20 protein-coding genes are annotated in these 24,120 nt (G+C 39.7%); 13 read left to right on the plus strand and 7 right to left on the minus strand.

The window, feature by feature from the left end; translation table 11 throughout:
* Positions 1-900 carry a DUF3078 domain-containing protein gene (locus BFP71_RS16705; protein WP_141719790.1) on the plus strand — a complete coding sequence of 300 codons (900 nt, stop codon included), beginning with the start codon at positions 1-3 and terminating at the stop codon, positions 898-900.
* On the opposite strand, the gene BFP71_RS16710 is transcribed toward BFP71_RS16705, so the two are convergent.
* Both BFP71_RS16710 and lpxK read right to left on the minus strand, forming a co-directional pair.
* Positions 897-2,813 carry a putative porin gene (locus BFP71_RS16710; RefSeq protein WP_069836563.1) on the minus strand — a complete coding sequence of 639 codons (1,917 nt, stop codon included), beginning with the start codon at positions 2,811-2,813 and terminating at the stop codon, positions 897-899. The genes BFP71_RS16705 and BFP71_RS16710 overlap by 4 nt on opposite strands.
* Before the next feature lie 16 nt (positions 2,814-2,829).
* The gene (lpxK, locus tag BFP71_RS16715) at positions 2,830-3,864 is read right to left on the minus strand and encodes a tetraacyldisaccharide 4'-kinase (RefSeq protein ID WP_069836564.1); all 1,035 of its coding nucleotides are present in this window, start codon (positions 3,862-3,864) and stop codon (positions 2,830-2,832) included.
* A gap of 52 nt (positions 3,865-3,916) precedes the next feature.
* On the opposite strand from lpxK, the gene BFP71_RS16720 reads away from it, so the two are divergent.
* The 3 genes from BFP71_RS16720 to BFP71_RS16730 are packed head-to-tail and all read left to right on the plus strand — an operon-like array spanning position 3,917 to position 7,258.
* A complete protein-coding gene (locus tag BFP71_RS16720) occupies positions 3,917-5,014 on the plus strand; it encodes a Nif3-like dinuclear metal center hexameric protein (RefSeq protein WP_069836565.1) in 1,098 nt (365 codons plus the stop codon).
* 11 nt (positions 5,015-5,025) lie between these two features.
* Positions 5,026-5,802, plus strand: coding sequence for a zinc ribbon domain-containing protein (locus tag BFP71_RS16725; protein WP_069836566.1), 777 nt, complete (start codon positions 5,026-5,028; stop codon positions 5,800-5,802).
* Entirely contained in the window at positions 5,750-7,258 is a 1,509-nt protein-coding gene (locus BFP71_RS16730; RefSeq protein WP_069836567.1) for a tetratricopeptide repeat protein, read from the plus strand. Before BFP71_RS16725 ends, BFP71_RS16730 begins: the two co-directional genes overlap by 53 nt.
* On the opposite strand, the gene BFP71_RS16735 is transcribed toward BFP71_RS16730, so the two are convergent.
* On the minus strand, positions 7,236-7,859 hold the full coding sequence (locus tag BFP71_RS16735) for a histidine phosphatase family protein (RefSeq protein ID WP_394331365.1): 624 nt from the start codon (positions 7,857-7,859) through the stop codon (positions 7,236-7,238). The genes BFP71_RS16730 and BFP71_RS16735 overlap by 23 nt on opposite strands.
* 58 nt (positions 7,860-7,917) lie before the next feature.
* Here BFP71_RS16735 and BFP71_RS16740 point away from each other — a divergent pair, with 58 nt between their 5' ends.
* From BFP71_RS16740 to menD, 3 genes are read left to right on the plus strand one after another with little or no spacing between them, the layout of a single operon-like run.
* Positions 7,918-8,337: a hotdog fold thioesterase gene (locus BFP71_RS16740; RefSeq protein WP_069836569.1), complete on the plus strand. Its 420-nt coding sequence runs from the start codon at positions 7,918-7,920 to the stop codon at positions 8,335-8,337.
* Positions 8,334-9,566, plus strand: a complete 1,233-nt coding sequence (locus BFP71_RS16745) for a chorismate-binding protein (protein ID WP_069836570.1) — start codon at positions 8,334-8,336, stop codon at positions 9,564-9,566. The genes BFP71_RS16740 and BFP71_RS16745 overlap by 4 nt, the downstream gene beginning before the upstream one ends.
* A complete protein-coding gene (gene menD, locus BFP71_RS16750; RefSeq protein ID WP_069836571.1) occupies positions 9,563-11,254 on the plus strand; it encodes a 2-succinyl-5-enolpyruvyl-6-hydroxy-3-cyclohexene-1-carboxylic-acid synthase in 1,692 nt (563 codons plus the stop codon). Before BFP71_RS16745 ends, menD begins: the two co-directional genes overlap by 4 nt.
* Here menD and BFP71_RS16755 read toward each other — a convergent pair.
* The 3 genes from BFP71_RS16755 to BFP71_RS16765 all read right to left on the minus strand — a co-directional run bounded on the left by BFP71_RS16755 (position 11,251) and on the right by BFP71_RS16765 (position 14,804).
* A complete protein-coding gene (locus tag BFP71_RS16755) occupies positions 11,251-12,375 on the minus strand; it encodes a carboxypeptidase-like regulatory domain-containing protein (protein ID WP_069836572.1) in 1,125 nt (374 codons plus the stop codon). The genes menD and BFP71_RS16755 overlap by 4 nt on opposite strands.
* Before the next feature lie 101 nt (positions 12,376-12,476).
* Positions 12,477-13,604 (minus strand): carboxypeptidase-like regulatory domain-containing protein, encoded by a 1,128-nt coding sequence (locus BFP71_RS16760; protein WP_069836573.1) that lies wholly within the window; start codon positions 13,602-13,604, stop codon positions 12,477-12,479.
* A gap of 63 nt (positions 13,605-13,667) precedes the next feature.
* Positions 13,668-14,804 carry a carboxypeptidase-like regulatory domain-containing protein gene (locus BFP71_RS16765; protein WP_069836574.1) on the minus strand — a complete coding sequence of 379 codons (1,137 nt, stop codon included), beginning with the start codon at positions 14,802-14,804 and terminating at the stop codon, positions 13,668-13,670.
* A 22-nt stretch (positions 14,805-14,826) separates the two neighbouring features.
* Between BFP71_RS16765 and BFP71_RS16770 the strand changes: the two genes are divergently transcribed.
* Entirely contained in the window at positions 14,827-15,909 is a 1,083-nt protein-coding gene (locus BFP71_RS16770) for an AMP-binding protein (RefSeq protein WP_069836575.1), read from the plus strand.
* A 92-nt stretch (positions 15,910-16,001) separates the two neighbouring features.
* Positions 16,002-17,255 carry a hypothetical protein gene (locus BFP71_RS16775; protein ID WP_069836576.1) on the plus strand — a complete coding sequence of 418 codons (1,254 nt, stop codon included), beginning with the start codon at positions 16,002-16,004 and terminating at the stop codon, positions 17,253-17,255.
* A 1-nt stretch (position 17,256) separates the two neighbouring features.
* Here the strand turns inward: BFP71_RS16775 and BFP71_RS16780 are convergent, their stop codons facing one another.
* Positions 17,257-18,045 (minus strand): XRE family transcriptional regulator, encoded by a 789-nt coding sequence (locus tag BFP71_RS16780; protein WP_069836577.1) that lies wholly within the window; start codon positions 18,043-18,045, stop codon positions 17,257-17,259.
* Positions 18,046-18,172: 127 nt separating this feature from the next.
* Between BFP71_RS16780 and BFP71_RS16785 the strand changes: the two genes are divergently transcribed.
* The 4 genes from BFP71_RS16785 to BFP71_RS16800 all read left to right on the plus strand — a co-directional run bounded on the left by BFP71_RS16785 (position 18,173) and on the right by BFP71_RS16800 (position 24,116).
* Complete coding sequence (locus BFP71_RS16785) at positions 18,173-18,850, plus strand: hypothetical protein (protein WP_141719792.1); 678 nt, start codon at positions 18,173-18,175, stop codon at positions 18,848-18,850.
* A 110-nt stretch (positions 18,851-18,960) separates the two neighbouring features.
* Entirely contained in the window at positions 18,961-22,269 is a 3,309-nt protein-coding gene (locus tag BFP71_RS16790) for a WD40/YVTN/BNR-like repeat-containing protein (RefSeq protein WP_069836579.1), read from the plus strand.
* Between the two features lie 137 nt (positions 22,270-22,406).
* Positions 22,407-23,138, plus strand: coding sequence for a hypothetical protein (locus tag BFP71_RS16795; RefSeq protein WP_069836580.1), 732 nt, complete (start codon positions 22,407-22,409; stop codon positions 23,136-23,138).
* 132 nt (positions 23,139-23,270) lie between these two features.
* On the plus strand, positions 23,271-24,116 hold the full coding sequence (locus tag BFP71_RS16800; protein ID WP_069837138.1) for a 1,4-dihydroxy-2-naphthoyl-CoA synthase: 846 nt from the start codon (positions 23,271-23,273) through the stop codon (positions 24,114-24,116).
* Positions 24,117-24,120 lie beyond the last annotated feature (4 nt).

Consider the following 24,120-nt stretch of genomic DNA (forward strand, 5'->3'; position numbering starts at 1 on the left):
ATGAAAAAACAACTACTAACACTACTCTTAATTTTCAGTGCTTTTGCTCTTCAAGCGCAAGATGCTGATTCTGTCACAATTAAAAAATCTGGTACGTGGGGTGTAAACTTCGCCAACGTAGGTCTATCCAATTGGGCCGGTGGAGGTGAGAGCTCACTAGCGATCGGAACGGTCTTTAACACTTCTATCGAAAGAATTAAAGGTGGTTCATCGTGGAAAAATCAATTCGACTTTGCACTTGGTGGTGCTAAAGTCGGCGAACAAGATTTTAGAAAAACCGATGATGCAATTATCTTGCTTTCACAATACAGTCAACAGATAAAATCAGACTTGTCTTGGAGTTTGACTGGAATCCTTAGAACTCAGCTTTTAGATGGTAATACTTTTGCTGCCGACCCAATCAATATCGGAGAAGAAATTGCGACTAAAATATCGACGTTCATGGCACCTGGTTATCTTTCACTCAACTTAGGTATTGACAAAAAAGTCGGTGAGCACTTAAACATCTCATTTGCTCCTGCAGCGGGTAAATTCACCTTCGTATTAGATGACGAACTTTCAGACGCTGGAGCATATGGAGTTGATCCGGGCGATAAAATCAGAGCAGAGTTTGGTACTAACTTCTTGGCTGTATTAGACCTTCCGATTATGGAAAACATATCTTTCAAGAGTACACTAAACTTCTTTACAGCTTATGACACTTTCGGTAATGTAGATACCAACTGGGAGACTTTACTTGTCATGAAAGTGAATAAGTGGTTCAACGCCACCTTCGGTACGCAGCTTATTTACGACGATGATATATTAATTGCACAGGACAATGGGAACTTCGAGCGTAAAATTCAATTCAAACACGTATTGAATTTCGGTGCCAACTTTGCGTTGTTTAGCTCAAATTAATCAAAGAAAGACCACCTCACACCAATATCCAGAGTTTGGCGATTGCCGGTAAAAAAAGGCGTTATGAAATAACCCTGATAGCCGAACAATCCCAAACTCTGGTTTAGGTGGTTTGATCGGGCAAAAATCATTACGGTCTGAACTTTAAAGTTCAAAAAGATATCCAGCTTAGCGAATCCGTCGTTTTCAAAGTCGTTTTGAAGGTGAAACTGCTGAATCGTTGGATCGTATCCCAATCCAAAATAACTACTTCTCATGTGGAGATCTACTCCACCATGAAACATCATCTTACCTCCGAAAAGCATGTTTCTATACGCCAATTGGGATTGGGAAATAAACTCAGGAATTCTAAAAGTATTGGCAGCATCGCCAGATACTGTGTTGTAATAAAAAGTATTCTTCCAAAGCCATTTTTTTGATATCTGCCAGTCCAACTCAAAACCAGGGGATAATAGTACTAAATCATTTGAATTCTGGGCAGCGACACGGTCTTCGTTGAAATAGGTATAGTTTGCAATTCTGTTGAATCGTAAAGAAGGCCTAAACCTAAACTTTCCAAAATCAAGTTTGATTTCTCCCCTTATATTATCAGATATCTGATTGTCAAAGCTATTGTTCCATTGTCTTTGTTGCCCATTAAACTGGCTTACCAAAAACGATGGGCGGTTACTGATTCTACTGTAGGTAGCATCAAAAATATCACTTGTAAACTTCCCTTCAGCAAAATACCCTCCACCAAATAAGAATTCTCCAGAAGCAGTTAAAAATATTTTTGGAGTGATTTGCTGGCGGAGTGTTCCCCCTATGTAATGCTCCGTTTCAGTTCGTTTCGTATCCGCCAGAAATTCGTCAAAAGAGAGCAATCTATTTCTATAAAACGCAGTGTAAGAGAACTTTTTCGTTCTTCCCTTTAAGCCAAATTCATTTACAAATTCTCTAAAAGTATTACGCTGGGCGATCGTATCGGTGGTTTGACCATCAACTTCATTATAAATCAATGAATCTGAATCAGTTCGATCATAAATATCATAATACCGCGTGATCTGCTCTTGAAAATCTAGTGAATGATAGACCTGAAAGATAGAATCTAGGTCGTATTGCTGATAAATATGGAATCCACCTCTCCGATCGGAGCTCATCGCATCTTCTAATATGACGTTAGCGTCCTGATATCCGAAGAAAGTCGTATCCGGGTTATTTTCCAGATTAGGGTCAATGATACCTCCCTGCTCATCTACCTCGTGATTAAACTGGGTCAGGTTGAAGAGTAATAAGTACTTGGGTAATTTTTTAGGACGCAAAAACCCGAAAATATTGTAATCATTACTCTTTACTTGATTGTCTCCCCTTGTCAGAAAAGCGAGCTGTTTATCCGATCGAATGCTATTAAAGTTAAACCCGATATTGAAATGTACGGTATCATTCAGGGCAAATGTGACATTGGTTCTTGCCCTACCTCCTCCACCAAAAGCAGCGGAAACATCGGTAAAAGGAGACCGTGTATCGTAGTATTTGATTTGCTCGGGGGATGTATAAAATTGGTTATAAACATTATAACCCGATGTTCTTCCGATATTCTTAGAAGGTTCAAAAAACAGCGATCTATGCGCTGTACCCATATTCCCTAGGTTCTGTATGAGGTGGCCTCCCTTTGACAAATCCGTAAAATGATGCAAGTCATCAGGGATAGTGTCAGGGTTAGTAAATACTATGTTGTTGAACTTAAAATTTTCTTCGTATGTAAAACGGGTTGTTTTGGCACTATAACTCCCTTTTTTCACCTGCGCTTCTTCCCTAGCCCTACTTCTAGCCGCTAACAAAGAGTCACTTTCTGAATTTCTCAGACCGCTTTGTGCTAAAGTCACTTGGGTAAGCCCAGAAAGAAGAATGAAAATCAAGAAAAAGTTACGCACGCTCAAAATTACAAATCTAGTTTACCTTTTCTACCACCTGAAACAACTGTTCTTTAAATTCTTTTGGCCGATCTATTTCGAAAGCGATCGGCAGGTAAAAAAGGTCAATATTTTTAAAAATAGAATGGTCCTTGAACGGCAAAAGTCGTACCATATCCTTCTCCGTCGTCACTAATGTCCTAAGATTAAGATCATTTAACTTTTTGCCAATATTCACTATGTCTCTTTCCCGAAAACGATAATGATCGGCATATTCCAAATGTGACTTTACGTTAAAATCTTCCGATAGAAAATCTAAGATGAGCTTCGGTTTAGCAATGCCCGTTAAAAGCGCGATTGCATAGTTTGGCTTTCGATCCCCGATCACTGATGTAATCGGCAAATAGTTGATATGTGAAAAATAAAGTGGGGCTGCTGCATTGTACACCCTTACCCGATCTATTATACTCTGTTTAACACTTTCGCTCAAATCTTTTGGGCACTTGGTGATGATGATCGCATCGGCTCGCTGCGCCCCTTTTCTAGATTCCCGAAGGTTTCCTGCCGGGAGGACAAAATCTTCGTAAAATGGATGATTGAAATCCGAAAGCATAATGTTAAAATCTCTCGCCACTTGTCTGTGCTGATAAGCATCGTCAAGTAAAAAGACTTCCAAGGAATCATCATCCAATAAAAGAGAGGGAATCGCCAAAACCCTTTCTTCACACACAGAAACAGTGATGTCATTTTCAAACTTTTTGAAAAACTGGTAGGGTTCATCACCAATAGTCTCAGCAGTATCTTCTGAATTTGCCTGTCTAAAACCGGAAGTCTTCCTGCCATAACCTCTACTTATGGTAGCCAGCCTAAATTCGTCTTTTAAAAGTCTTATCAAGAACTCGATTGTCGGGGTTTTACCTGTTCCACCTGTCGAAAGGTTGCCAACAGAAATGACTGTTCGATCGAACTTAGTCTGACTTCTTTGCCCGTTATCAAATTGACGATTCCTGTAGTTCATTATCCATGCGTAGAGCACTGAAAATGGAAAGAATATCATTCTAATGAACTTCATTAAATTGGGCTAACTATCTTTATTCTTTTAAAAGCTGCAAATATCGTCAAATATGGCAAAAATAAAGGACGTCATTTCCTTACTAGAAAACATAGCACCTAGGGGTTATCAGGAAAACTATGATAATGCTGGTTTGATTACTGGCTCACCAGGCACAGAACTTACTGGAGTTTTAATCACGCTAGACTGTATAGAATCAGTCGTAGAGGGGGCGATTCGTAAAAACTGCAATATGATTGTTGCCCACCACCCTATTGTGTTTAAGGGCTTAAAGCAACTGAATGGTAAGAACTATGTGGAGCGGACCATCATTAAGGCGATAAAAAATGACATCGCTATTTATGCGATACATACAAATCTTGACAATGTAGATAATGGTGTGAATGCTCAGATAGCAGCGAAAATTGGTCTGACAAACACAAGAATTCTTTCTCCGAAGAGAGATACGCTAGAAAAGTTGGAAGTTATGGTTCCAAGTGAAAACACTGAGGAAGTACTCGATGCTTTACATGCCGCTGGCGCTGGTAATATAGGCCAGTACAATAATTGTAGCTTCACCATAAATGGTACCGGAAGGTTCAAACCTTTGGAAGGTACTAACCCAACGATCGGTACGATAAATGAGGATGAAAAGGTTAACGAAAATAAGTTAGAGCTGATCTATCCGAGTGTGATTCAAGGTAAAATCGTGTCTGCCCTGAAAAAGGCGCATCCGTATGAAGAGGTTGCCTATTATATTCACTCCTTAAAAAATTCTAACAGTCAAATTGGTTCTGGTATGATCGGTTCTTTGCCAAGGAAGATGAATCAACAAGAGTTTTTAACCTATTTGAAAGATAAAATGGCGCTTCAGGTGATTAGATATACCGATAATGCGTCTGATTCAATCCAAAAAGTGGCGGTTTGCGGAGGCGCTGGTAGTTTCCTTTTAAGCAAGGCAAAATCAATGGGTGCCGATGCTTTTGTGACGTCGGATTTCAAGTATCATGAGTTCTTCGATTCTGAGGGAAAAATCACAATTGCGGACATTGGGCACTATGAAAGTGAAGTCTTTACAAAAGAGCTGATAGATGGGTTTATCAGAGAAAAATTTGCTAATATTGCAACCTATTTGTCAGAGGTGGATACGAATCCAGTAAAATACTTCTAAAAATTTAGTCAATGGAAAAAACAGTCGCACAGAAATTAGAGGCTTTAAAGAACCTACAATCAATTGATTCTCAGCTAGATGAAATTAAAAAAGTAAGAGGTGCTTTACCTGATGAGGTAGCAGATCTTGAAGATGAAATAGCTGGTTATCAGACGAGGGTAGAAAAGTTCAATAATGAACTTGGAGAGTTGGAGGAAAATATTTCTGATCACAAGACGCAAATAAAGAACTCTGAAGGGCTAATCAAGAAATACGAGGAGCAGCAAATGAACGTTCGTAACAATCGTGAGTATGACGCGATTACGAAGGAGATGGAATTGCAAAACCTTGAAATTCAGATTTCTGAAAAGAGAATAAAAGAAGCCTTTGCCAAAATTGAAGTAAAGAAAGGCGAAATCGAAAAGACTGAAGAGGAGCTTTCTGAAAGAGAAAAGGATCTTGACAACAAAAAATCTGAGTTAGAAGTATTGACTAAGGAAAGCGAAGCTGATGAGAAGAAGCTTTTAACGCAGAGAGAAAAGGCATCTAAAGACATTGAAGAAAGGCTACTGATCTCTTACACCAAACTAAGAGATAACGCCAGAAATGGTTTAGCCGTAGTTCCAGTAAGCCGTGGTGCTTGTGGTGGGTGTTTCAACGTAGTGCCTCCGCAAAGACAGGCTGATATCAGAGATAGTAAGAAAATTACTGTTTGTGAGCACTGTGGTAGAATTCTAGCTGAAGTAACTGACGAAATTGTTACTGAAGAGAAACCTAAAAGAAGTAGAAGAAAGAAAGTTGCTAGCTAAAAAAGACTTTTTTTTCATAAAGAATAGATGGATAGGCTTGATAGTCTATCCATTTTTTATGCTCTTTATTCTTTTGACAGCTAACGGACAAGCGTTGAAAGATCCTCGCTTAAACGCGCTACTTGGTTTCGAATTTGACTCTCCCCCACTTGCCACAAATGATATTCAAGAGCCACTAGATCTTTACTACCAAAACCTAAGCGATATACTAAAGGCTATTCTTTTAGAAAATGACGAACGGTATGAACAGCTCGAAAAACAAAAAGAGGTAAGACTAAGTCAGCTTGAACAATTCAAATCCGAAGATAACCCGTGGTATGGTTTCGTGAAGGCCGAAATTAAACTGCAATGGGCCTTTGTAAATTTCAAGTTTGGGCATGATTGGGATGCTTTTTGGGGATTGAGAAGTGCCTCTAAGGCCATAAATAAACAGAATAGAGATTTCCCTTCGTTTGCACCGAACAAGAGAACACTCGGTGTTCTGAATATCATCTTTGGGAATGTACCTAGCAAAAACCAATGGTTGATGAAGCTTTTCGGCTTAAAAGGCAATGTTTTGGAAGGAATCGATCAGTTAGAGAATATTGGCGAAGCTTATGAAGATATTTCATTGGAAGCCAAACTCATACTCAGTATGGTTCAAGTGTACCTTTTGGAAGATTATGAACAGGCAGATCAACAATTTTCCGACTTATTGACTGATTACAATCTACCGCTAGTTCAGTATATAGGAGCGCTCGTGCAATTGAAGGCGCATGATGCCGCTAAGGCCAGAGAATTACTTGTAAACAGTCCTGTCCAGTTTCCCTTCCATGATTATTTACTGGCAGAGACTTATTTTCAAGCACAAGTATATGATACAGCAATTTCTCTGTATGAAAAATTCCTAAATGAATTTAAAGGGAATAGTTATGTCAAAGATGCCTACCTCAAAATAGGGATGTCTTATGGTCTATCAGATGACTTAGACAAGTATGAGTCCTATTTACAACTAGCTCGAGCAAACGGGAATACACAATCTGAAATAGACAAAAATGCGAATAAGTTAATTCAAGATTTACCCAATCAAAGACCTTTGGCATTACGCATTCGATACGCTATTGACGGAGGGTTTTATGACTTAGCTAAACAGCTTATCGTGGCGCACGAGGCAACAGCATTATCTAGATATGAACAATTAGAACTAACCTACAGAAAGGCTCGCGTAAACCATCTTTCGGGTAATAGCGAGGAAGCACTCCAGCTTTATAGATCAGTGATAGAGAATGCAGATTTAATTTCAGAAACTTATTACGGTCCAAATTCATTTTTACAGGCTGGTTATCTACTTCGAGATAGTGGTAATAAAGAAGAGGCGCTCATGTATTTTGAAGAAGTCCTTAAACTCAAAAAGCACCCTTACAAAGCTAGTCTAGATGTAAAAGCAAAAATCGCTATTGAACGCTTAGACCGTTAAGATGATCGGTATTGTTGTAAGACTCTACCTTGAACATTTGTCCTGTAAACACCAATTCGTATAGACAAAGATTTGAATGCTCGAACATGTCCATGCACTTTAATGGATAATTGAGCATCACGCTTAACATAACACGCATAGCACGCCCATGCATACAGATCAAGATTGTATCCTCGTTAGGCTGACTTAGAATATGCTTTAGCGCACGTTTCATACGCTCTGCCACTTCCAAAGGACTTTCACCGCCCTCGATTCGTACATCGACCTGACCTTCCTTCCAAGAATTAATCATAGCCTGATAGTAAGCCTCGCCTTCTTGGTCTACGGGTACACCTTCTTTCTTTCCCCAGCTAATCTCATTTAAATCTGGTAATACTTCGGATGGATGTTTATCTAGAAAACCTTTGACAGACTGGTGCGTCCTTTTTAGGCCCGAGACATAAACCTTATCGAACGAAACATGCTCATAGGCATGAAAAAATGCCGCTGCCTGCGCTTGACCCGTTTCGTTCAAATCTGAATCAATTCCACTTCCCTGAACAATGCCTTGTTTATTGAAATCAGTCTGTCCGTGCCGGGTTAGGTATATTTTTTTGGTCATCAATTTGTCCTATTTTTGCCTCGTCTAGCGGCAAAACTAAAAATTAATTACAATTCTTATGTTCCAAACTGGGGTAACGCTCGAAATGGTGAATGCAATGAGTAAGAATACGCTCGTTGAGCATCTTGGTATTGAGGTTACCGAAATAGGTAAAGACTTCATTGAAGCCAAAATGCCCGTCGACCAAAGAACTCATCAACCGATGGGTCTTCTTCATGGTGGAGCTTCTGTTGTTTTAGCCGAAACCCTTGGAAGTATTGCTGGTACTTTAACATTGAACAATGCGGAACAACATTGCGTTGGTTTAGAAATAAATGCAAATCATATAAAAAGTGCCAGAAACGGCTTTGTGTTAGGTAGAACTACTCCAGTGCACATTGGTAAGCGAACCCAAATTTGGGAGATAAAAATTACTAATGACGCTGATGAATTAGTCTGCATAAGTCGGTTGACACTAGCTGTTATAGATAAGAAATGAGCGTAAGTAGCAATTCTAAAACCTTAACTCATAGTCTCTCTTCCTTTACGAAGGAAAGAATACTTGGCGCTGCATTACAAACTGCTTTCGAATTAAAACTGCCAGTTGCTATTTGGCGGCTACCAAACCACACCGAAATAAATCTTATTGTTGGCTTCTCAAAAGCTCAGTCTACGGCTAAAATTGACCTCGAGGAACTACCTGAAGGTTTTGCTTTCGCTCCTTTTAATATAGATGAGAAACCGGCACAGTTTATTGCTGCCGATTTTAGCCTTTCTTTCGACTTTGATGAAGTCGTAGAAAATCAAACCCATGATGAAGCGGCGACTGACTCAACGCGAGATTCTTTTAAAAACCTATTTAAAGAACAGCTAAGCCAAGAAAGCCTAATCCCTGCATATCATAAATCTTCTTCAATAGCAGAACTGACTAACAATGATTATGAGGAACTAGTCGATCAAGGCATTCAAGCAATTCATGAAGGCTTATTCGAGAAAATTGTTCCGGCAAGATCTAAAACCATTTCTTTAAAAGAAGGCTTCAACCCTATCGATCTATTATTAGATCTTATCGCTGAGTATCCAAGAGCTTTCGTATCTCTTGTTTCTATCCCTAACGAGGGAACTTGGATGGGTGCAACTCCTGAGGTTCTTATTGAAAAGTCAGAACACTCTTTTAAGACTGTAGCACTTGCAGGAACTCAACCCTTTGATATTGATAAGAAATTAATAGACACAGCCTGGACTCAAAAAGAAATCGAGGAGCAGGCCATGGTCAGTCGATACATTATTAATTGCTTTAAAAAAATTAGGCTGAGGGAGTACACAGAAATTGGTCCGCGTACAGAAAAAGCGGGCAATCTTCTTCACTTGAAAACCACCTTTCAAGTAGATACTCAAGCGACCAATTTTCCTGAATTAGCAACAGTTATGTTGGAATTGCTTCATCCTACATCGGCAGTTGCGGGTATGCCAAAAGCTGAGGTACTACCATTCTTAAAAACCCACGAAAACCTCTCTAGAGAATATTTCAGTGGGTTTCTTGGTCCTGTACAAATGTCGAAAAACACACATCTCTTTGTGAACCTTAGGTGCATGCAATTGCGCGACCAAGAGGCAATTCTCTATGCAGGCGCCGGTGTAACTTCTGATTCAGATCCGAAGAAGGAATTCCAAGAAACTGAAATAAAGTTCAATACATTACTGAATGTAATCGCGAAGCAGAATTGATTCTAAACCACATAAACGATATCGCATCCATTTGCGCTGGACACGGCATTAAAACTGCCGTTATTTCGCCAGGCTCTAGATCAGCACCGATAACTTTAGCATTTAACCAATACCCTGACATTGAAGTCAAAATGGTTGCCGACGAAAGGTCTGCGGCCTTTATTGCCATTGGTATCGCACAGCAACAAAAACAGCCTGTAGTACTAGTCTGCACCTCAGGATCGGCAGTATACAACTATGCCCCTGCAGTTGCTGAAGCATATTATCAAGAAGTTCCTTTATTAATTCTTTCAGCTGATAGGCCACCAGAATGGACGAACCAATATGATGGACAGACAATCCAGCAGGCAGGGATTTTTGGTAATCATGTGAAAAAGAGTTTTCAGTTTCCCGTTGAAGGAATCCATAAAGATGATGTTTGGTATGCTAATCGAGTGACAAACGAAGCGATCATCTCAGCTAAAAAATCACCCAAAGGCCCGGTTCACATCAATGTTCCTTTAAGAGAGCCATTTTATCCCAGCGAAGATGAATCTATCTCTTTTAACCCAAACACTAGAATTATCCATTCCCCACAAGTATCTCCTGGCCTTACAGAAGAGACATGGGCAAGCTTCGCATCTGTTTGGGAGAAGACAACTAAAAGACTTGTAGTAGTCGGACAATTAGAAGCTGATGGGGCTTTAACGCAAGTTTTAGAAGAGTTTTCGAAGGACAAAGACACCTTAGTCATAAACGACGTCACTGGTAATCAACATACTTTAGGGGGAGTTATTCAACATCAAGATGCTTTTTTACTACCTGATCAGTCGGATGTATTGAGTAAACTGACTCCAGAGTTACTTATCACGATCGGCAAATCGCTTATTTCAAAGAATCTTAAACTTTATTTCAGGAAAAACCCACCTAAACATCATTGGCATATTCATGAATCGGATCAAGTGAATGACACGCTCCAACATGTCACCAATGTAATCTCGACCAGTCCAAATTATTTTATCCATGAACTAAATAATCGTACGAAGAGCAGGACTTCAAAAATATTTAATTCGGCATGGTCGACCATTGAATCTAGAGCGGCCGAGAGCCGTAGAAGTTTCTTGGAAAACTGTGAATTTGGTGAGTTTCAAGCCATTAATCTGTGCGTAAATGTTTTACCAAACCACGGCCAGCTACACTTAGCGAATAGCATGTCTGTTCGTTATGCCAATCTGCTGGGTATGTCGAAGAACGTGAAAGTTTTCGCGAACAGGGGAACCAGTGGTATTGATGGAAGTAATGGTACGGCAGTTGGCGCTGCAATAGCCCAGCAAGAACTAGTAACGCTGATCACAGGTGACATGGCATTTCTATATGATAGAAATGCGTTTTGGCATAGCGAGCGCATCAAAAACATGAGGATCATTGTATTGAATAATTCTGGCGGTGGAATTTTTAGAATGATCAAAGGACCGAGGGACCAGAAAGATTATGAAAAACTTTTCCAAACGGATCAACCCCTAACGGCTAAGCATACGGCCTTAGATTTTGGTTTTGATTACTTTGACTGTGACAATCGAAATGATTTAGAAGAGCATTTAAAAGATTTCTACAGCCCATCTGATCGACCAAAGATTTTGGAAGTTTTCTCAGACTCCAAAAAGAATACCGAGGTATTCGAAGCATTTAAAAAGCTGTTTGTTGACTAGTCTTCTTTTTTGGGTCTGTAGTCTATAGGCAGCATCTCAGCTACTTTTTCAAAACCCCAGTAGCCTGCAGAGTAATATGCAGTAGGATTATAAATATATCCGTTAGGCTCAAATTCAATCGATCGATTATCATCCAGCATCGAAATCCATGATTGCTGTGGTTTATTTTTTTCAACTTTACCTAGCGAAAGCCTCCCTCCTGATCGTTTTTGATATAGCTCAGACTCAAATTCTTTCTGAAAGGTGATATACAGAATATTTTCGAAAGGTAAGGCCTTGGATATATTTGTTTTTCCGGTTTGGAGACTATCGAACAGTGCTGCCTCTTTAGGGTCCAAAACCCTTCCCAAACCTTCTATATCTTGAGCTTTCTGAACCACGAAACCCTCGTCTTTTAACTTGTTTTCATATAAGGATGTAAAGAAATGTACTGGTGATCCTTCGTACGCCTTTCTTCTGTTTTCTTCCCAACCTCTCTGTTTCCTCTTACTTCTGGCCTTCATTTCTTTAAAAATAGTATAGCCAAAATAAGTACTGAGGTTACTGCTATAGTCTATGATAAAGCTTTCGAGATAGTAAGTGATGGTATAACCAAGTGCCTGATTTTCAATAATTATCGGTTCTTGTGCATATGCTTCTAGTGTTTTGGTTTTATAATCATCAATGAAATCCACCACTTCTTCATTTAAGATTCGACACTGACGTGCATTTTCCGATTCACCTAGAAAAACTCGTCTAAATTCGACCATATTACTCAGCCAATTCCGATCCTTTTTTGCCGAAACAACTACACTACCTAAGTCTTTGGTATCGGGCGAGATTAAAATATCAAACTCTGCCACGGGGGCTTCTCCTAGCGTTACTTGTGCCGCATAGGTTTTATAACCTACAAACTTTACAATAAGGTCGTATGTCCCCTCATTTTTGACGACAAGTTCATATGATCCGTCATCCTTAGAAGTGGTGCCGTAAGTGGTTTCGGCAAAGAATACAGTCGCAAACGGAAGTGCTTCGCCTGACGTGGCATCTTTTACAATTCCTTTTAGCACAAAATTAGACTGCGCGAAACTCTGACTTGAAATAAAAAGTGCGACGAGGAGAAATAAATACTTTGGCCTCATGAAAAACGGTTTTAGGCTAGAAGTTAAATTGTTTTGATTGATTAAACTGATTTCTCCTATTTAAGTTGACTTTCAGCTAATGATTTTAATCATGAAACGGATCAATTGCTTTTAGGAACATAATCCAGTGGCATGAGGTCTCCTACTTTTTCGAAAGCCCAATAACCATAATATTGCAGAGAAATTGGATTTCTTACGAAGCCATTTGATTCGAATTCAATGGAGGAATAGCCTTCCAATATTTGAAACCATGATTCTTGATAGTTGCTCGGTGTAGCCGGAGCGCTAACTTTTACACCTCCTAATGTTGTTGACGATCGGTACAAACTCGACTCTTTTTCTTTGAGGTATGATACCCTTAAGTAGTCTCCAAATGAGATTTGCTTAAACTTATCTTCCTTATTAGCGGTGATCATTTCACTCAAGATTGTCTTCTGATATGCCATTATTTCTGGTATAGGAGACAAGTCACTAGTAATTTCAATCTCAAATCCTTCTTCCGTCAACCGATTTCTATATAAAGCGCTAAAAAAATGGGCAGAAGAACCTCGGTAGGCAAACTCTCTATTCTTTAGCCACTTCTTCTCTTGGCGTTTATTTCTTGGTTGTAGCGGATCGAAACTGGCAAATCCATAGTACCCGGTTAGTCCGGTGGAATATTCTACAAAAAAGTCTTCCAAGTAGTAACTAACCTGATATCCCAATTGAAGATTTTCTATTAAAACTGGTTTGTATGCAGTTGCTGTAAGGCGTTGATTTTCATCATCAAACACAAAATCTATTGCCTCCTTATTGATAATTTTCGCTTTCAATCCATTTGGGCTCCGCCCCAAGAATACACGTTCAAATTGCCTTATATATTCTTTCCACTTAACGTCTTTTCTGGCTACAACGACCACGCTACCCAGATCTTTAGCCCCTGGAAAAACTTCTATGTTCAATCGAGACACTTCTCTTGCACCGAGTTTGACTTGTGCTGCATATGTCTTGTAACCAATAAATTTGACTACCAAATCATAAGTACCTGCCGCATCAACCCGAAGCAGATAACCTCCTTTTTCATTTGTTGTGGTACCTACGGTTGTGCCTGCAAAAAAGACGGTAGCAAAAGGAAGAGGCTCTTTGGTCTCGGCATCAGTAACTACCCCTCTTAGGGTAAAAGTAGATTGTGCCAACACAACTTTAGTGCTCAAGAATAAAATCAGTATTATGGTGTGTTTACTAATCATGATTTTGTCCTTTTGGGATTGTAGACACCTTGTGTCTAAGATTCATGTGCTTTTATGATAGAACTACGAACCTCCCCTAGGCTCATAATCCAGTGGTACCATGTCCGCCACTTTTTCAAATGCCCAATATCCATAAGAATAGAATGAAATTGGATTTCTGACAAAACCATTTTCCTCAAACTCAATGGCTGGATTTCCTTCTAAGATAAAAATCCAAGATTCTTGATTTCTTGCTGGCTGAGACGAAACAGCCAATCTGGCCACTGGCGTTACAGTGGCAGTTGCGGTACGGTACCGAATTGACTCTTTCTCATTTAGATAAGATACTCGTATATAGTTATCGAAAGCTAGCCGTTTGAAGTTGGCCATCGGGTCTAAACTGAGCTTTTCATTCAAAATAGTTTTTTGATTTGCGATGACCCTTGGATCCGCTGTCAAATCACTGATTAACTCTATAACAAATCCCTCTTCTTCTAATTGATTCTTATATAGAGCCTTAAAAAAATGTGTAGAAGAACCTTCATAGGCTGCTTTTCGATTTCTTTCAAAAGTCCTAGCTTTTCTTTTATTTTTCGGTCCAATGGGTTCAAAATTGGTGTAACCATAATACCCACTGACGTTCGTTTTGTAATCTATGAGAAACTGCTCTAGATAGTACTTTACCTTATACCCTAATTCAGGGTTATCGATGAGTAAAGGTTCATAAGCATAAGCAGACAACTGCTCTTTTTCATCATCGTAAACGAAATCGAGAGACTCCCCATTTAAGATTTTAGCATTTATCCCGTTGACGGTCTGCCCTAAGAATACCTTTTCAAATTCTTTAAAGTATCTTTTCCATTTAGCATCTTTTCTAGCCACCACTACAACGCTACCTAAATCCTTAGCCCCTGGAGCAATTTCAACATTCAATTGTGCTACAGCAGCATCACCCAAAGTTACCTGAGCCGCATAGGTTTGGTAACCGATGAATTTTACGATCAGATCGTAAGTTCCCTCGCTATTGACATTTAATAAATATCCTCCCTTTTCATTGGTTGTCGTACCAACAGTCGTTCCTGCAAAAAAGACTGTGGCGAAAGGTAACGGTTCTTTGGTCTCCGCATCGGTGACGACACCCCTTAAAGTAAAAGTAGACTGTGCGAGAGATGGAAAAGAAATCAGGAAAACAGTAAATAGTATTGATAGTTTAATTCTCATAACAAATCGTTAAACTTAACACGTGGAAAGCACTATTCAAGTAAGCAATCACTTATTTACTTTAACCGAGTTTGCGCAACATTGTTACGATAAAAATGACCACTGGCTAAAGCCTGCTCAATCCTTTGTAAATGATTGGATAGAAGGCAAGCCGACTTTTACACTTCAGACGTCGGGGTCGACAGGTGCCCCAAAACTAATTGAGATTAAGCGAGAACAGATGATTGCGAGTGCCAAAGCAACAATCAGTACTTTAGAGCTGACTCAAGACTTAAATGCACTAGTTTGTATTAATACAGCCTATATCGGTGGTAAAATGATGCTTTTAAGAGGGATTATAGGTAATTGGAACATTGAGTTAATAGAACCTTCCATGGACCCAAGCAAAAACGCGAGTAAATCGCATTATGATTTTGCGGCACTTGTGCCACTGCAAGTCCTGACCATGATGAAGAACCCAGCGTCAAAGGGCTTTTTAAACAATATTGATCAGGTTATCATTGGTGGAGCACCTATTACCGAACATTTAAAATCAGAAATACAGCATCTGCGAAATAAATGCTACCATACTTATGGTATGACCGAAACCGTTTCTCATATCGCTTTAAAATCACTTAATGGACCACATAAATCTGATTGGTTTAATACACTTCAAGGAAATGAGATAGATGTAGACGAAAGATCCTGCTTGAAAGTAAAGGGAGCCGTGACCAATGGTGAGTGGATTCAAACCAACGACATCGTAATCCTAAATAAGGGCAATTTTAAATGGTTAGGCCGAGCTGATCTCGTTGTGAATAGTGGCGGTGTCAAGATTATTATTGAACAAAGTGAGCAGCATCTAAGAAATTATTTGCCAAAAGGGATCAGTGGTACTTTCGTTTACTGGAAAAAACCAGACCAAGCACTAGGAGAAAAACTTGTAGGAATAGCTACTGACCAACGGATTATTGATTATGTGGAATCGTCTAAGACTGAACTAGAAAAAGCACTACCGCCTTACTCGCTACCTAAAGAATGGTTGCTCACCAAGAATATCCTTTTTACAGAAAGTGGTAAGCCGGACCGATCAAGCACATATAGTCAAACACAACATAGGGACTAATTCTGCTGTTTAGCAGACACTTTAAGGCATTTGATTGAGAAGTGCTCAGAAGGTTTCTTAAAGATCACTAACTTAAAGAGACATGTAATTACATGAAAAAACAGTTTTTCATACCTCTCCTTTTTATACTGTCTTGTCAGCTATCAATTGGCCAAGAACTATATCGAGATGGCTTTATTCTTAAAAGTCCATTCGACACTGTTTATGGCAAGGTGAAATATTACAGCTACAAAGAGGCTTCGATAAACTGCGTATTCAAAGCAGAAAATTCAACGTCAGAGCAATCCTTTTCACCCAATGAAATATTCGGGTATGGTATTGATGATGACATTCTTTTTGTATCTAGATCCATTGGTGAAAACCAGCAACTCTTTCTGGAAGTAGTGTATCAAGGCACCGTTACGCTCTACGCCTATCGGGATAAATACCGCAAAAACTACTTCTACTTGGAAAACCCAATCAGGGGCGATTTCGAGCAATTAACGCAAAAAGTTATCGGTACTAAACGCAGGCGAAACATCATAAAAACTTATCAGGATGTTTTGAAAATCATGCTAGAGAAAAGTGATCTAATCCTAGACCGCATCGAAAATGCATCGCTCAGCCATAGATCATTATCCAACTTATTGCTCGACTATGACCAACGATATGCACGGTACCGCGGAAAACAGTTTAATGGGACAAAATCACAATGGCCACCAACACCTGGTTTTTATGTGATTCAAGGAAGTGCCGATCAAAAACTTGGGAATTTTAGTGGGACGGGTGAATCCTACTATGCGGGAATTGGAATTAAATTCCAGAAAGAAATTTCGCGGGCAACTAGACGATTGTATTTCGATCTGGATTTAACGCTGACACATGAAGCCTTCAATCAAAGATTCATGAAAACGGAAGAGGTGACTGATCAAAGTCAGTTGACGAATGGACTTAATTTTCTGATATCCTCAACTAACACTGACATTAGGGGAACAGTTGAAAGCATAACTAACTTAGATCTCGAAAGATATAATCTCGGTATGCCGATGAATATTAAATATATCTTCCCGACTAAAAAGTGGCTATTTACAATTAACGGAGGGTTTTCGCCACAATATACAGTTGCTAAAAATGGTGAAGTTCAAGGCATATTGTCTCAAAATGACACTATACTTCTAGATATCGTAAGCCCAGAAGACACAGATCGTTTCCGGTTCGGAATCAATTTTGGCTTTGGATTGATGCTAAAGACTTCTCGTACATATTTCCTAGACTTTCAGCATTCTCCTACTTGGCTAAACCAAGGCGTTCTCAAGTATAAATACAGCTTTATCCGGCTGGGAATACTATTAGACAAGGGTAACTAAGCTAGTTCTTTAGCTTGATGACCTCTTTTTGTAATTCTAATACAATGTCCTTGAGTTTATCAAAACTCATATCACTATCCTCAACAAATTCTGGAATATCCATGCTAATGTAGGCCCTAACCTCCCATATTTCTATAACATCTGAGGTTTGGATTTTGTATGGTGAATACGCCTTGTTGTCAGAGACTAAAAACAACTGGCCATGATCTTCTGAGTAATCGAAGACACGTTTGTATACCACTCCTTCCTCCTTCGATAGGATAATGTAACAACGTCCATTTTTGATATCAGAAACACCCTCTAAATATTGACCGATCACAACCGTTCCAGGCTTTATTGGCAGCATAGAATCGCCTGTAATTTCAAATGCCCTATAGGTAGCATTTCGGGGTAGGTTTGGTAATTGAAACTTAGGCATCTCTTCCAAATACTGGGGGTCAGCATAGCCATTTAAGTAACCCGCAGATGCTTTTTGTGGAATAAGATCGATCAATTCATTGTCCTTCTTATCCACCGTAATCGACAACACTTTCAGCTTATCTTTTGGTGATTTTCCTAACTTCTCAATCGCGGCCAAATCCATTCCAGTCAAATCCCGAGTAAGAAGGTGATCCACCGATACTCGAAAAACCTTAGACATATTTAACAAGTTATTAAGTCTGGGGTCGGCTCTGCCTTCCTCATACGCACCAACCAGTGAACGCTTGATGTCGATTTTTTCGGCAAAATCGCCTTGTGTCCATTGGTGCAGTTTTCGTAAGTGCTTAATGTTACCTGAAATAGTGCTCATGATAGTGTAGTTTTCTTAAAGATAATAGATGTCACTAATATTTTTAGTTGATTGATAATATTTTTAGTGAATTACTATCTTTTTTTGGCATGTATTTGGCTAGAAAATGTCTATAAATATTTCAACCATGAGAACAACACTTTTACTAATCGGTCTCTTAGTATCCCCTCTCCTTTTTGCTCAAAACAACTCTACAATCGGTTTGAAGTTACACGGTTTCTTACCAACTGGTGAGTTAAAACAAGACGCCTCAGAGATATGGGGCGGTGGTTTTGGGTCTGAAATAGCGCTTCAAATAAAAGAATCTCCAATCTATGTGGGAGGCGCTTTTAACTTCACACGCTATGGCTCAAAGGTCAGAAAAGGATATCATAATATTGACTTCCAAGATGTCAGGTATCGCTATCATAATGAAGTTATGGAGTTAGCTCCACTCATCCGTTTTAAACCTGAAACTTATACTCGCTTTATGCCTTATGTGGATTTCACCTTTGGAACTAGCATGATCTATACTAGAGCAAGGGTTTTTGATCGAGAAATTGACGAAGTGGTCGATACTTTTTTTGAACTAACTGACTTTGTATTTTCTTATGGATTAGGTGCGGGTTTGGAATACCTTATTGATGAAACCTTTAGCCTTAGCCTGTTTGCAAAGTCAAATTTTAGCTCTAGAGGAGAGTATTTAACTCCAAACACCATCCAGTACGATCAGGAAATCGAAGGGTATCAATTAGACATTCAGCAGTCTAGATTCAACTCCTTTTTCTTTGGCTTGGGCCTAAATATCATTCTTCGAGAATTCTAAACGACTTTTTGAGCCATTCATAACACCATACTCGCGTTCTTAGAATTTGGATTCACACATTGACTTTCTTGGTATACTTTGAAGGTTAATCAATCAAAATCTAGAATCTAATGAATAGCTTAAAATTTCAAGATTCCTATTTAAGAAGAATCTCACTGATTTGTTTTTCATTTCTGCTAAGTGTCCCGCTGATGTTTGGACAAAAAGTGGATATGGAATTATTCAAAAACATGAAAGCACGAAGCATTGGACCCGCTGCTATGAGTGGTCGTATCACTGCTATCGATGTAGTTGAAAGTAATCCAGATATTATCTTGGCTGGTGCTGCTTCAGGCGGCCTTTGGCGCTCTACTGGCGGCGGCCTTGATTGGGAACCATTATTCGATGACGAAGCCGTTTTAGGTATTGGCGCTATCGATATACACCAACCAAATCCAGACATTATTTGGGTTGGTACTGGTGAAGGTAACCCAAGAAACTCAGTTAGTAGCGGATACGGAGTTTATAAATCAATCGACGGTGGCGACACTTGGGAATTGATGGGACTTGAAAAAACGAGAAATATTCACAGAATTATAATTCACCCAGACGATCCAAATACGGTTTATGTAGGTGCAATAGGTTCGCCATGGGGAGAGCACGAAGAAAGAGGTGTTTTCAGAACCAAAGATGGAGGTAAGACATGGGAAAAAATCCTTTATACCAATGAATTAACTGGTGTAGCCGATATGGTAGCTGACCCAAACAATCCTGACAAAATGTTTGTGGCTATGTGGGAACACAAGCGTTACCCATGGTCATTCAAGTCTGGTGGAGAAGGTTCAGGCCTTTATATGACATTAGACGGTGGTGATACTTGGAAAAACCTTCAAGGTGAAGGTGGATTACCAAAAGGAGATTATGGTAGAATTGGTTTAGCAATTTCCGAAAGCAGACCAGAATATGTCTACGCAATGATCGAAAACAAGAAAAATGGTCTTTACAGATCAACAGATGGTGGTAAAACATGGCAACTTAGAGCTTCTGCGGCTAAAGTCCCTAACATGGGTAATCGTCCTTTCTACTACTCATCAATTTATGTAGATACTAAAAACGAAAACAGAGTTTACAGCTTGTACTCAATGGTTTCTAGATCTGAGGATGGCGGTAAAACATTCGAAGTAATTATTCCTTACTCAGGTGTTCACCCAGACCACCATGCTTGGTGGATTCACCCAGACGATCCTTCTTTTATGGTAGATGGTAACGATGGTGGTCTGAATATCACCAGAGATATGGGTAAGACTTGGAGATTTACAGAAAAACTACCTGTAGGTCAGTTCTATCACATTAACGTAGATAATGATATGCCATACAACGTTTATGGCGGTATGCAAGACAATGGTTCTTGGGTAGGTCCTGCTTACGTTTTCAATTTTGCGGGAATTAGAAACCACGATTGGCAAGAGCTAAGTTTCGGCGATGGTTTTGACGTTGCCCCTATCCCAGGCGATTCTCGCTACGGATACACAATGTCTCAGCAAGGAAATGTTCAAAGGTATGACAGAGTTTCTGGTTACGGTAAAACTGTTAAACCAACATCTCCAGACACATCAATCACTTTAAGATTTAACTGGAATGCCCCTGTGGCCATTGATCCGCATAACCCGAATGGTGTTTATTACGGATCTCAGCACCTACATTACAGTGCTAACAGAGGTGATGACTGGGAAGTTTTATCTCCGGATTTATCAACTAACGATCCTGAGAAACAAAAGCAAAATGCAAGTGGTGGATTAACAATTGACGCCACTGGTGCTGAGAACCATACCACTACTTTAGCGATCGCTCCAAGCCCTGTTGACAGAAACGTTATTTGGGTTGGTACTGATGATGGTAACGTTCAAGTGACACAAGACAGAGGCAAAACATGGACAAATACAGCGGCTAATTTGCCTGGTTTACCTGCTGGTAGCTGGATTCCTCAAATCCAAGCTTCTAAATACAATGCTGGTGAAGCATTTGTTATCGCTAATGACTACAGAAGAAATAACTGGTCGGCTTATGCTTACCACACGATGGATTACGGTCAAACTTGGACTAGAATTGTAGATGATAGTGATGTTTTCGGATACACACTTTCTATTCTTCAAGATCCAATTGAGCCTAACTTAGTTTTCTTAGGTACTGAAAATGGTCTTTACGTGAGTTTCGATAAGGCTCAAAACTGGAACAAATGGAACCATGGCTACCCATCTGCCTCAACAATGGACCTTGCACTTCAAGAAAGAGAGCATGATTTAGCAATCGGTACTTTCGGTAGAGCATTCTACATCTTAGATGATATTCGTCCTTTAAGAGAGTTTGCGAAGCGTGGTGTAGAAAACGCTTTGAAAGAAGACATCGTGGTATTTGACGTGGCTGATGCCTACCAAATGACTTACAGACAACCTGCTGGTATGAGATTCCCTGCAAGTGGCGGTCCTTTTGAAGGTCAGAACAAATACATGACTTCTGCTACTATCAAATACTATGTAAGAAGTGATAAGCCGGCTGAGCCTAAAGCAGAAGAGAAAAAAGGCAAGCGCAAGAAAAAAGGTAAGCAGGATGAAGCCAAAGAAGAAGCTCCTAAGAAACTGCCTACGAGTATCAAAATGACTGTATTAAATATGTCAGGAGATACGATTAGAACAGGGTCTGGTAAGGTGAAAAAAGGCGAAATGAACGTTCTTACTTGGGATTTAAGAAGAAGAAATCCATATCCAATCCAACGCGGTAACAACACACAAGTAAGATTTGGACCTAACGGACCGATCGCTGCTGGTGGAAGAAGTAGAGAACAAGCTGCCGGTGCTGTGATGCCAGGTGAGTACAAAATCCATATCGATTACAATGATCAGAAAATCGAGAAAATGGTGAAAGTGCACTTCGATCCTCGTATCGATGTAAACATGTCGGACTTAAGAGCTAAACAGTCTTTCGAAGATGAAGTACTTAAAATGTCGCAAACTTGGGCTTCTATTACGAGTAGAGTTAGAGATGCTCAAAGCGTGGTAACTAAAGTAGAAGCGCAAATGAAGAATGCTGACAAGGAAGCTGTGAAAGACCTGAAAAAAGCGATGAAGGAAATGGATGAGCATTTCAAGGAAGTGAAGAAGGTGACGATCGGTCTTCCAAGAGATCGTGCACAGAACGCTCCAAGGGTCAATTATCCAAATGCTAGCCAGTGGATAGGTCAAGCGAGAAGATACGCTAGTTCTCGTCTGACTGCACCAGGACCTAATGAGAGATCATTATTAGAAAATGGTGAAAAAATGATGACGGAAACAATGCAAATTGTCAATGACTTCTTTACGAATGAGTGGCCTAAGTTTAAAGCTGCTTATGAGAAAACTGACATGAGCTATTTCAGGGATTTTTCCGATCCAATTAAGAAATAAGGCCTTTCAGACTTATAAAATGAAAAGAGCCATCTCAATCGAGATGGCTCTTTTAGTATCAAGTATTCAGTTCCCATAATTTTTTTGTATTCAAGAAAGATTTAAATTCAGAGCGAACTGGAACTGATTCTTAACACATGGACCAACAACAAATACTTTTTACAAGCTTTGTAGTTATATTTTTGATTAATGCCGCAGTGGCAATTTTAGGTATTACCAATGTCATCAATATCAAAGAAGGATATCTTAAACCACTATTTACTGCTTTAATTCTTGAGGTTATCGGAGGAGTAGTTTTTCTATTTAAGGTCCAGAACTTTGACGAATTTAAATTTCCAGATGAGCTTTATAACGAGGCTCAAGTTGCTAGATCAGAAAGTCAACAAACTGATATCATCAATTTCCTAGATGTTATCAAAGAAGGGAATTCCTGTGCAGATAATCTCGAAGCACAAGAGTTTCAAGTTGATTCGCTACTCAATCTTACAACAGAGCAAGCCAAGAAAATAGACGATTTAGCTCAAAACAACGAAAATTTCTACCGAATCATCGTAGACCTAGAGTCTCTAAGGAGCCGAAGAGGTGGATCGATCAACTTAAATAGCAAGAAATTAAGCCAGGACTTCTGGAATAAGTTTGAAAGGGTTTTAGTAGCCATAGGCTATCTTAATAATGAAGACCATACCAGAAAAGAAATTAGGACGGCTTATTCTACATTTAAGAAAGATAATGGCCGAAGTAACAGTGTTGACAGAATCTATTTACAAGATATCCCGCTAATGGTCAAGGACTATCTCGTCGAGAATTATGAACTACCATTTAGCGTGGCTAATCCAAACATTCCAGCAAGCCTGTTAACAGGGGATTAGCCATAAATAAGGCAGAATTCAAGAGTCATAAGTTGTCTTTTAGCTTAAAAGATGGCCACCTTTTATCCTTTCTTTTTCTTAAAGTTTGGCGTCTCCCTCTCTGGCTCCTATTTTCGCAGTAAATCGAAAGTTATGAGCAAAGTAGCCTGGAAAACAGTAAAAGAATACGAGGACATTACCTATCAAAAATCTGGTGACGGCGTTGCCCGAATCGCGTTCAATCGTCCAGAAGTTCGGAATGCTTTCAGACCTAAGACTGTTGGGGAATTATTCGAAGCGTTTCTCGATGCGCGCGAAGACACATCCATCGGTGTAGTTTTACTTTCAGGCGAAGGCCCTTCGAAAAAAGATGGCGGATGGGCATTCTGTTCGGGTGGCGATCAAAATGCAAGAGGTCATCAAGGCTATGTAGACGATGACGGAATGCCGCGCTTAAACATCTTGGAAGTTCAGAGACTTATTCGTTTTATGCCAAAAGTGGTCATCGCTGTGGTCCCAGGTTGGGCAGTCGGTGGTGGTCATAGTTTACACACCGTTTGTGATTTGACTTTGGCTAGTAAAGAACATGCCATTTTCAAGCAAACAGATGCAGATGTGACCAGTTTTGATGGTGGCTATGGTTCGGCTTATTTGGCAAAAATGGTTGGCCAAAAGCGGGCGAGAGAAATCTTCTTTTTAGGGCGTAATTATTCTGCACAAGACGCTTTCGAAATGGGTATGGTAAATGCAGTGATCCCTCACGATGAATTGGAAGATACTGCGTACGACTGGGCACAGGAAATTCTAGAGAAGTCCCCTACCTCAATAAAAATGCTGAAATTTGCCTTTAATGCTACTGATGATGGCATGGTAGGCCAACAGGTGTTTGCGGGGGAAGCAACACGCCTTGCCTATATGACTGATGAAGCAAAAGAAGGGAGAAACGCCTTTCTAGAAAAGCGTAAGCCGAACTTCAAGGATGTAAAGTGGATCCCTTAGTAAT

This window comes from Roseivirga misakiensis, assembly GCF_001747105.1.
In the GTDB taxonomy this organism is placed as follows: Bacteria; Bacteroidota; Bacteroidia; order Cytophagales; family Cyclobacteriaceae; genus Roseivirga; species Roseivirga misakiensis.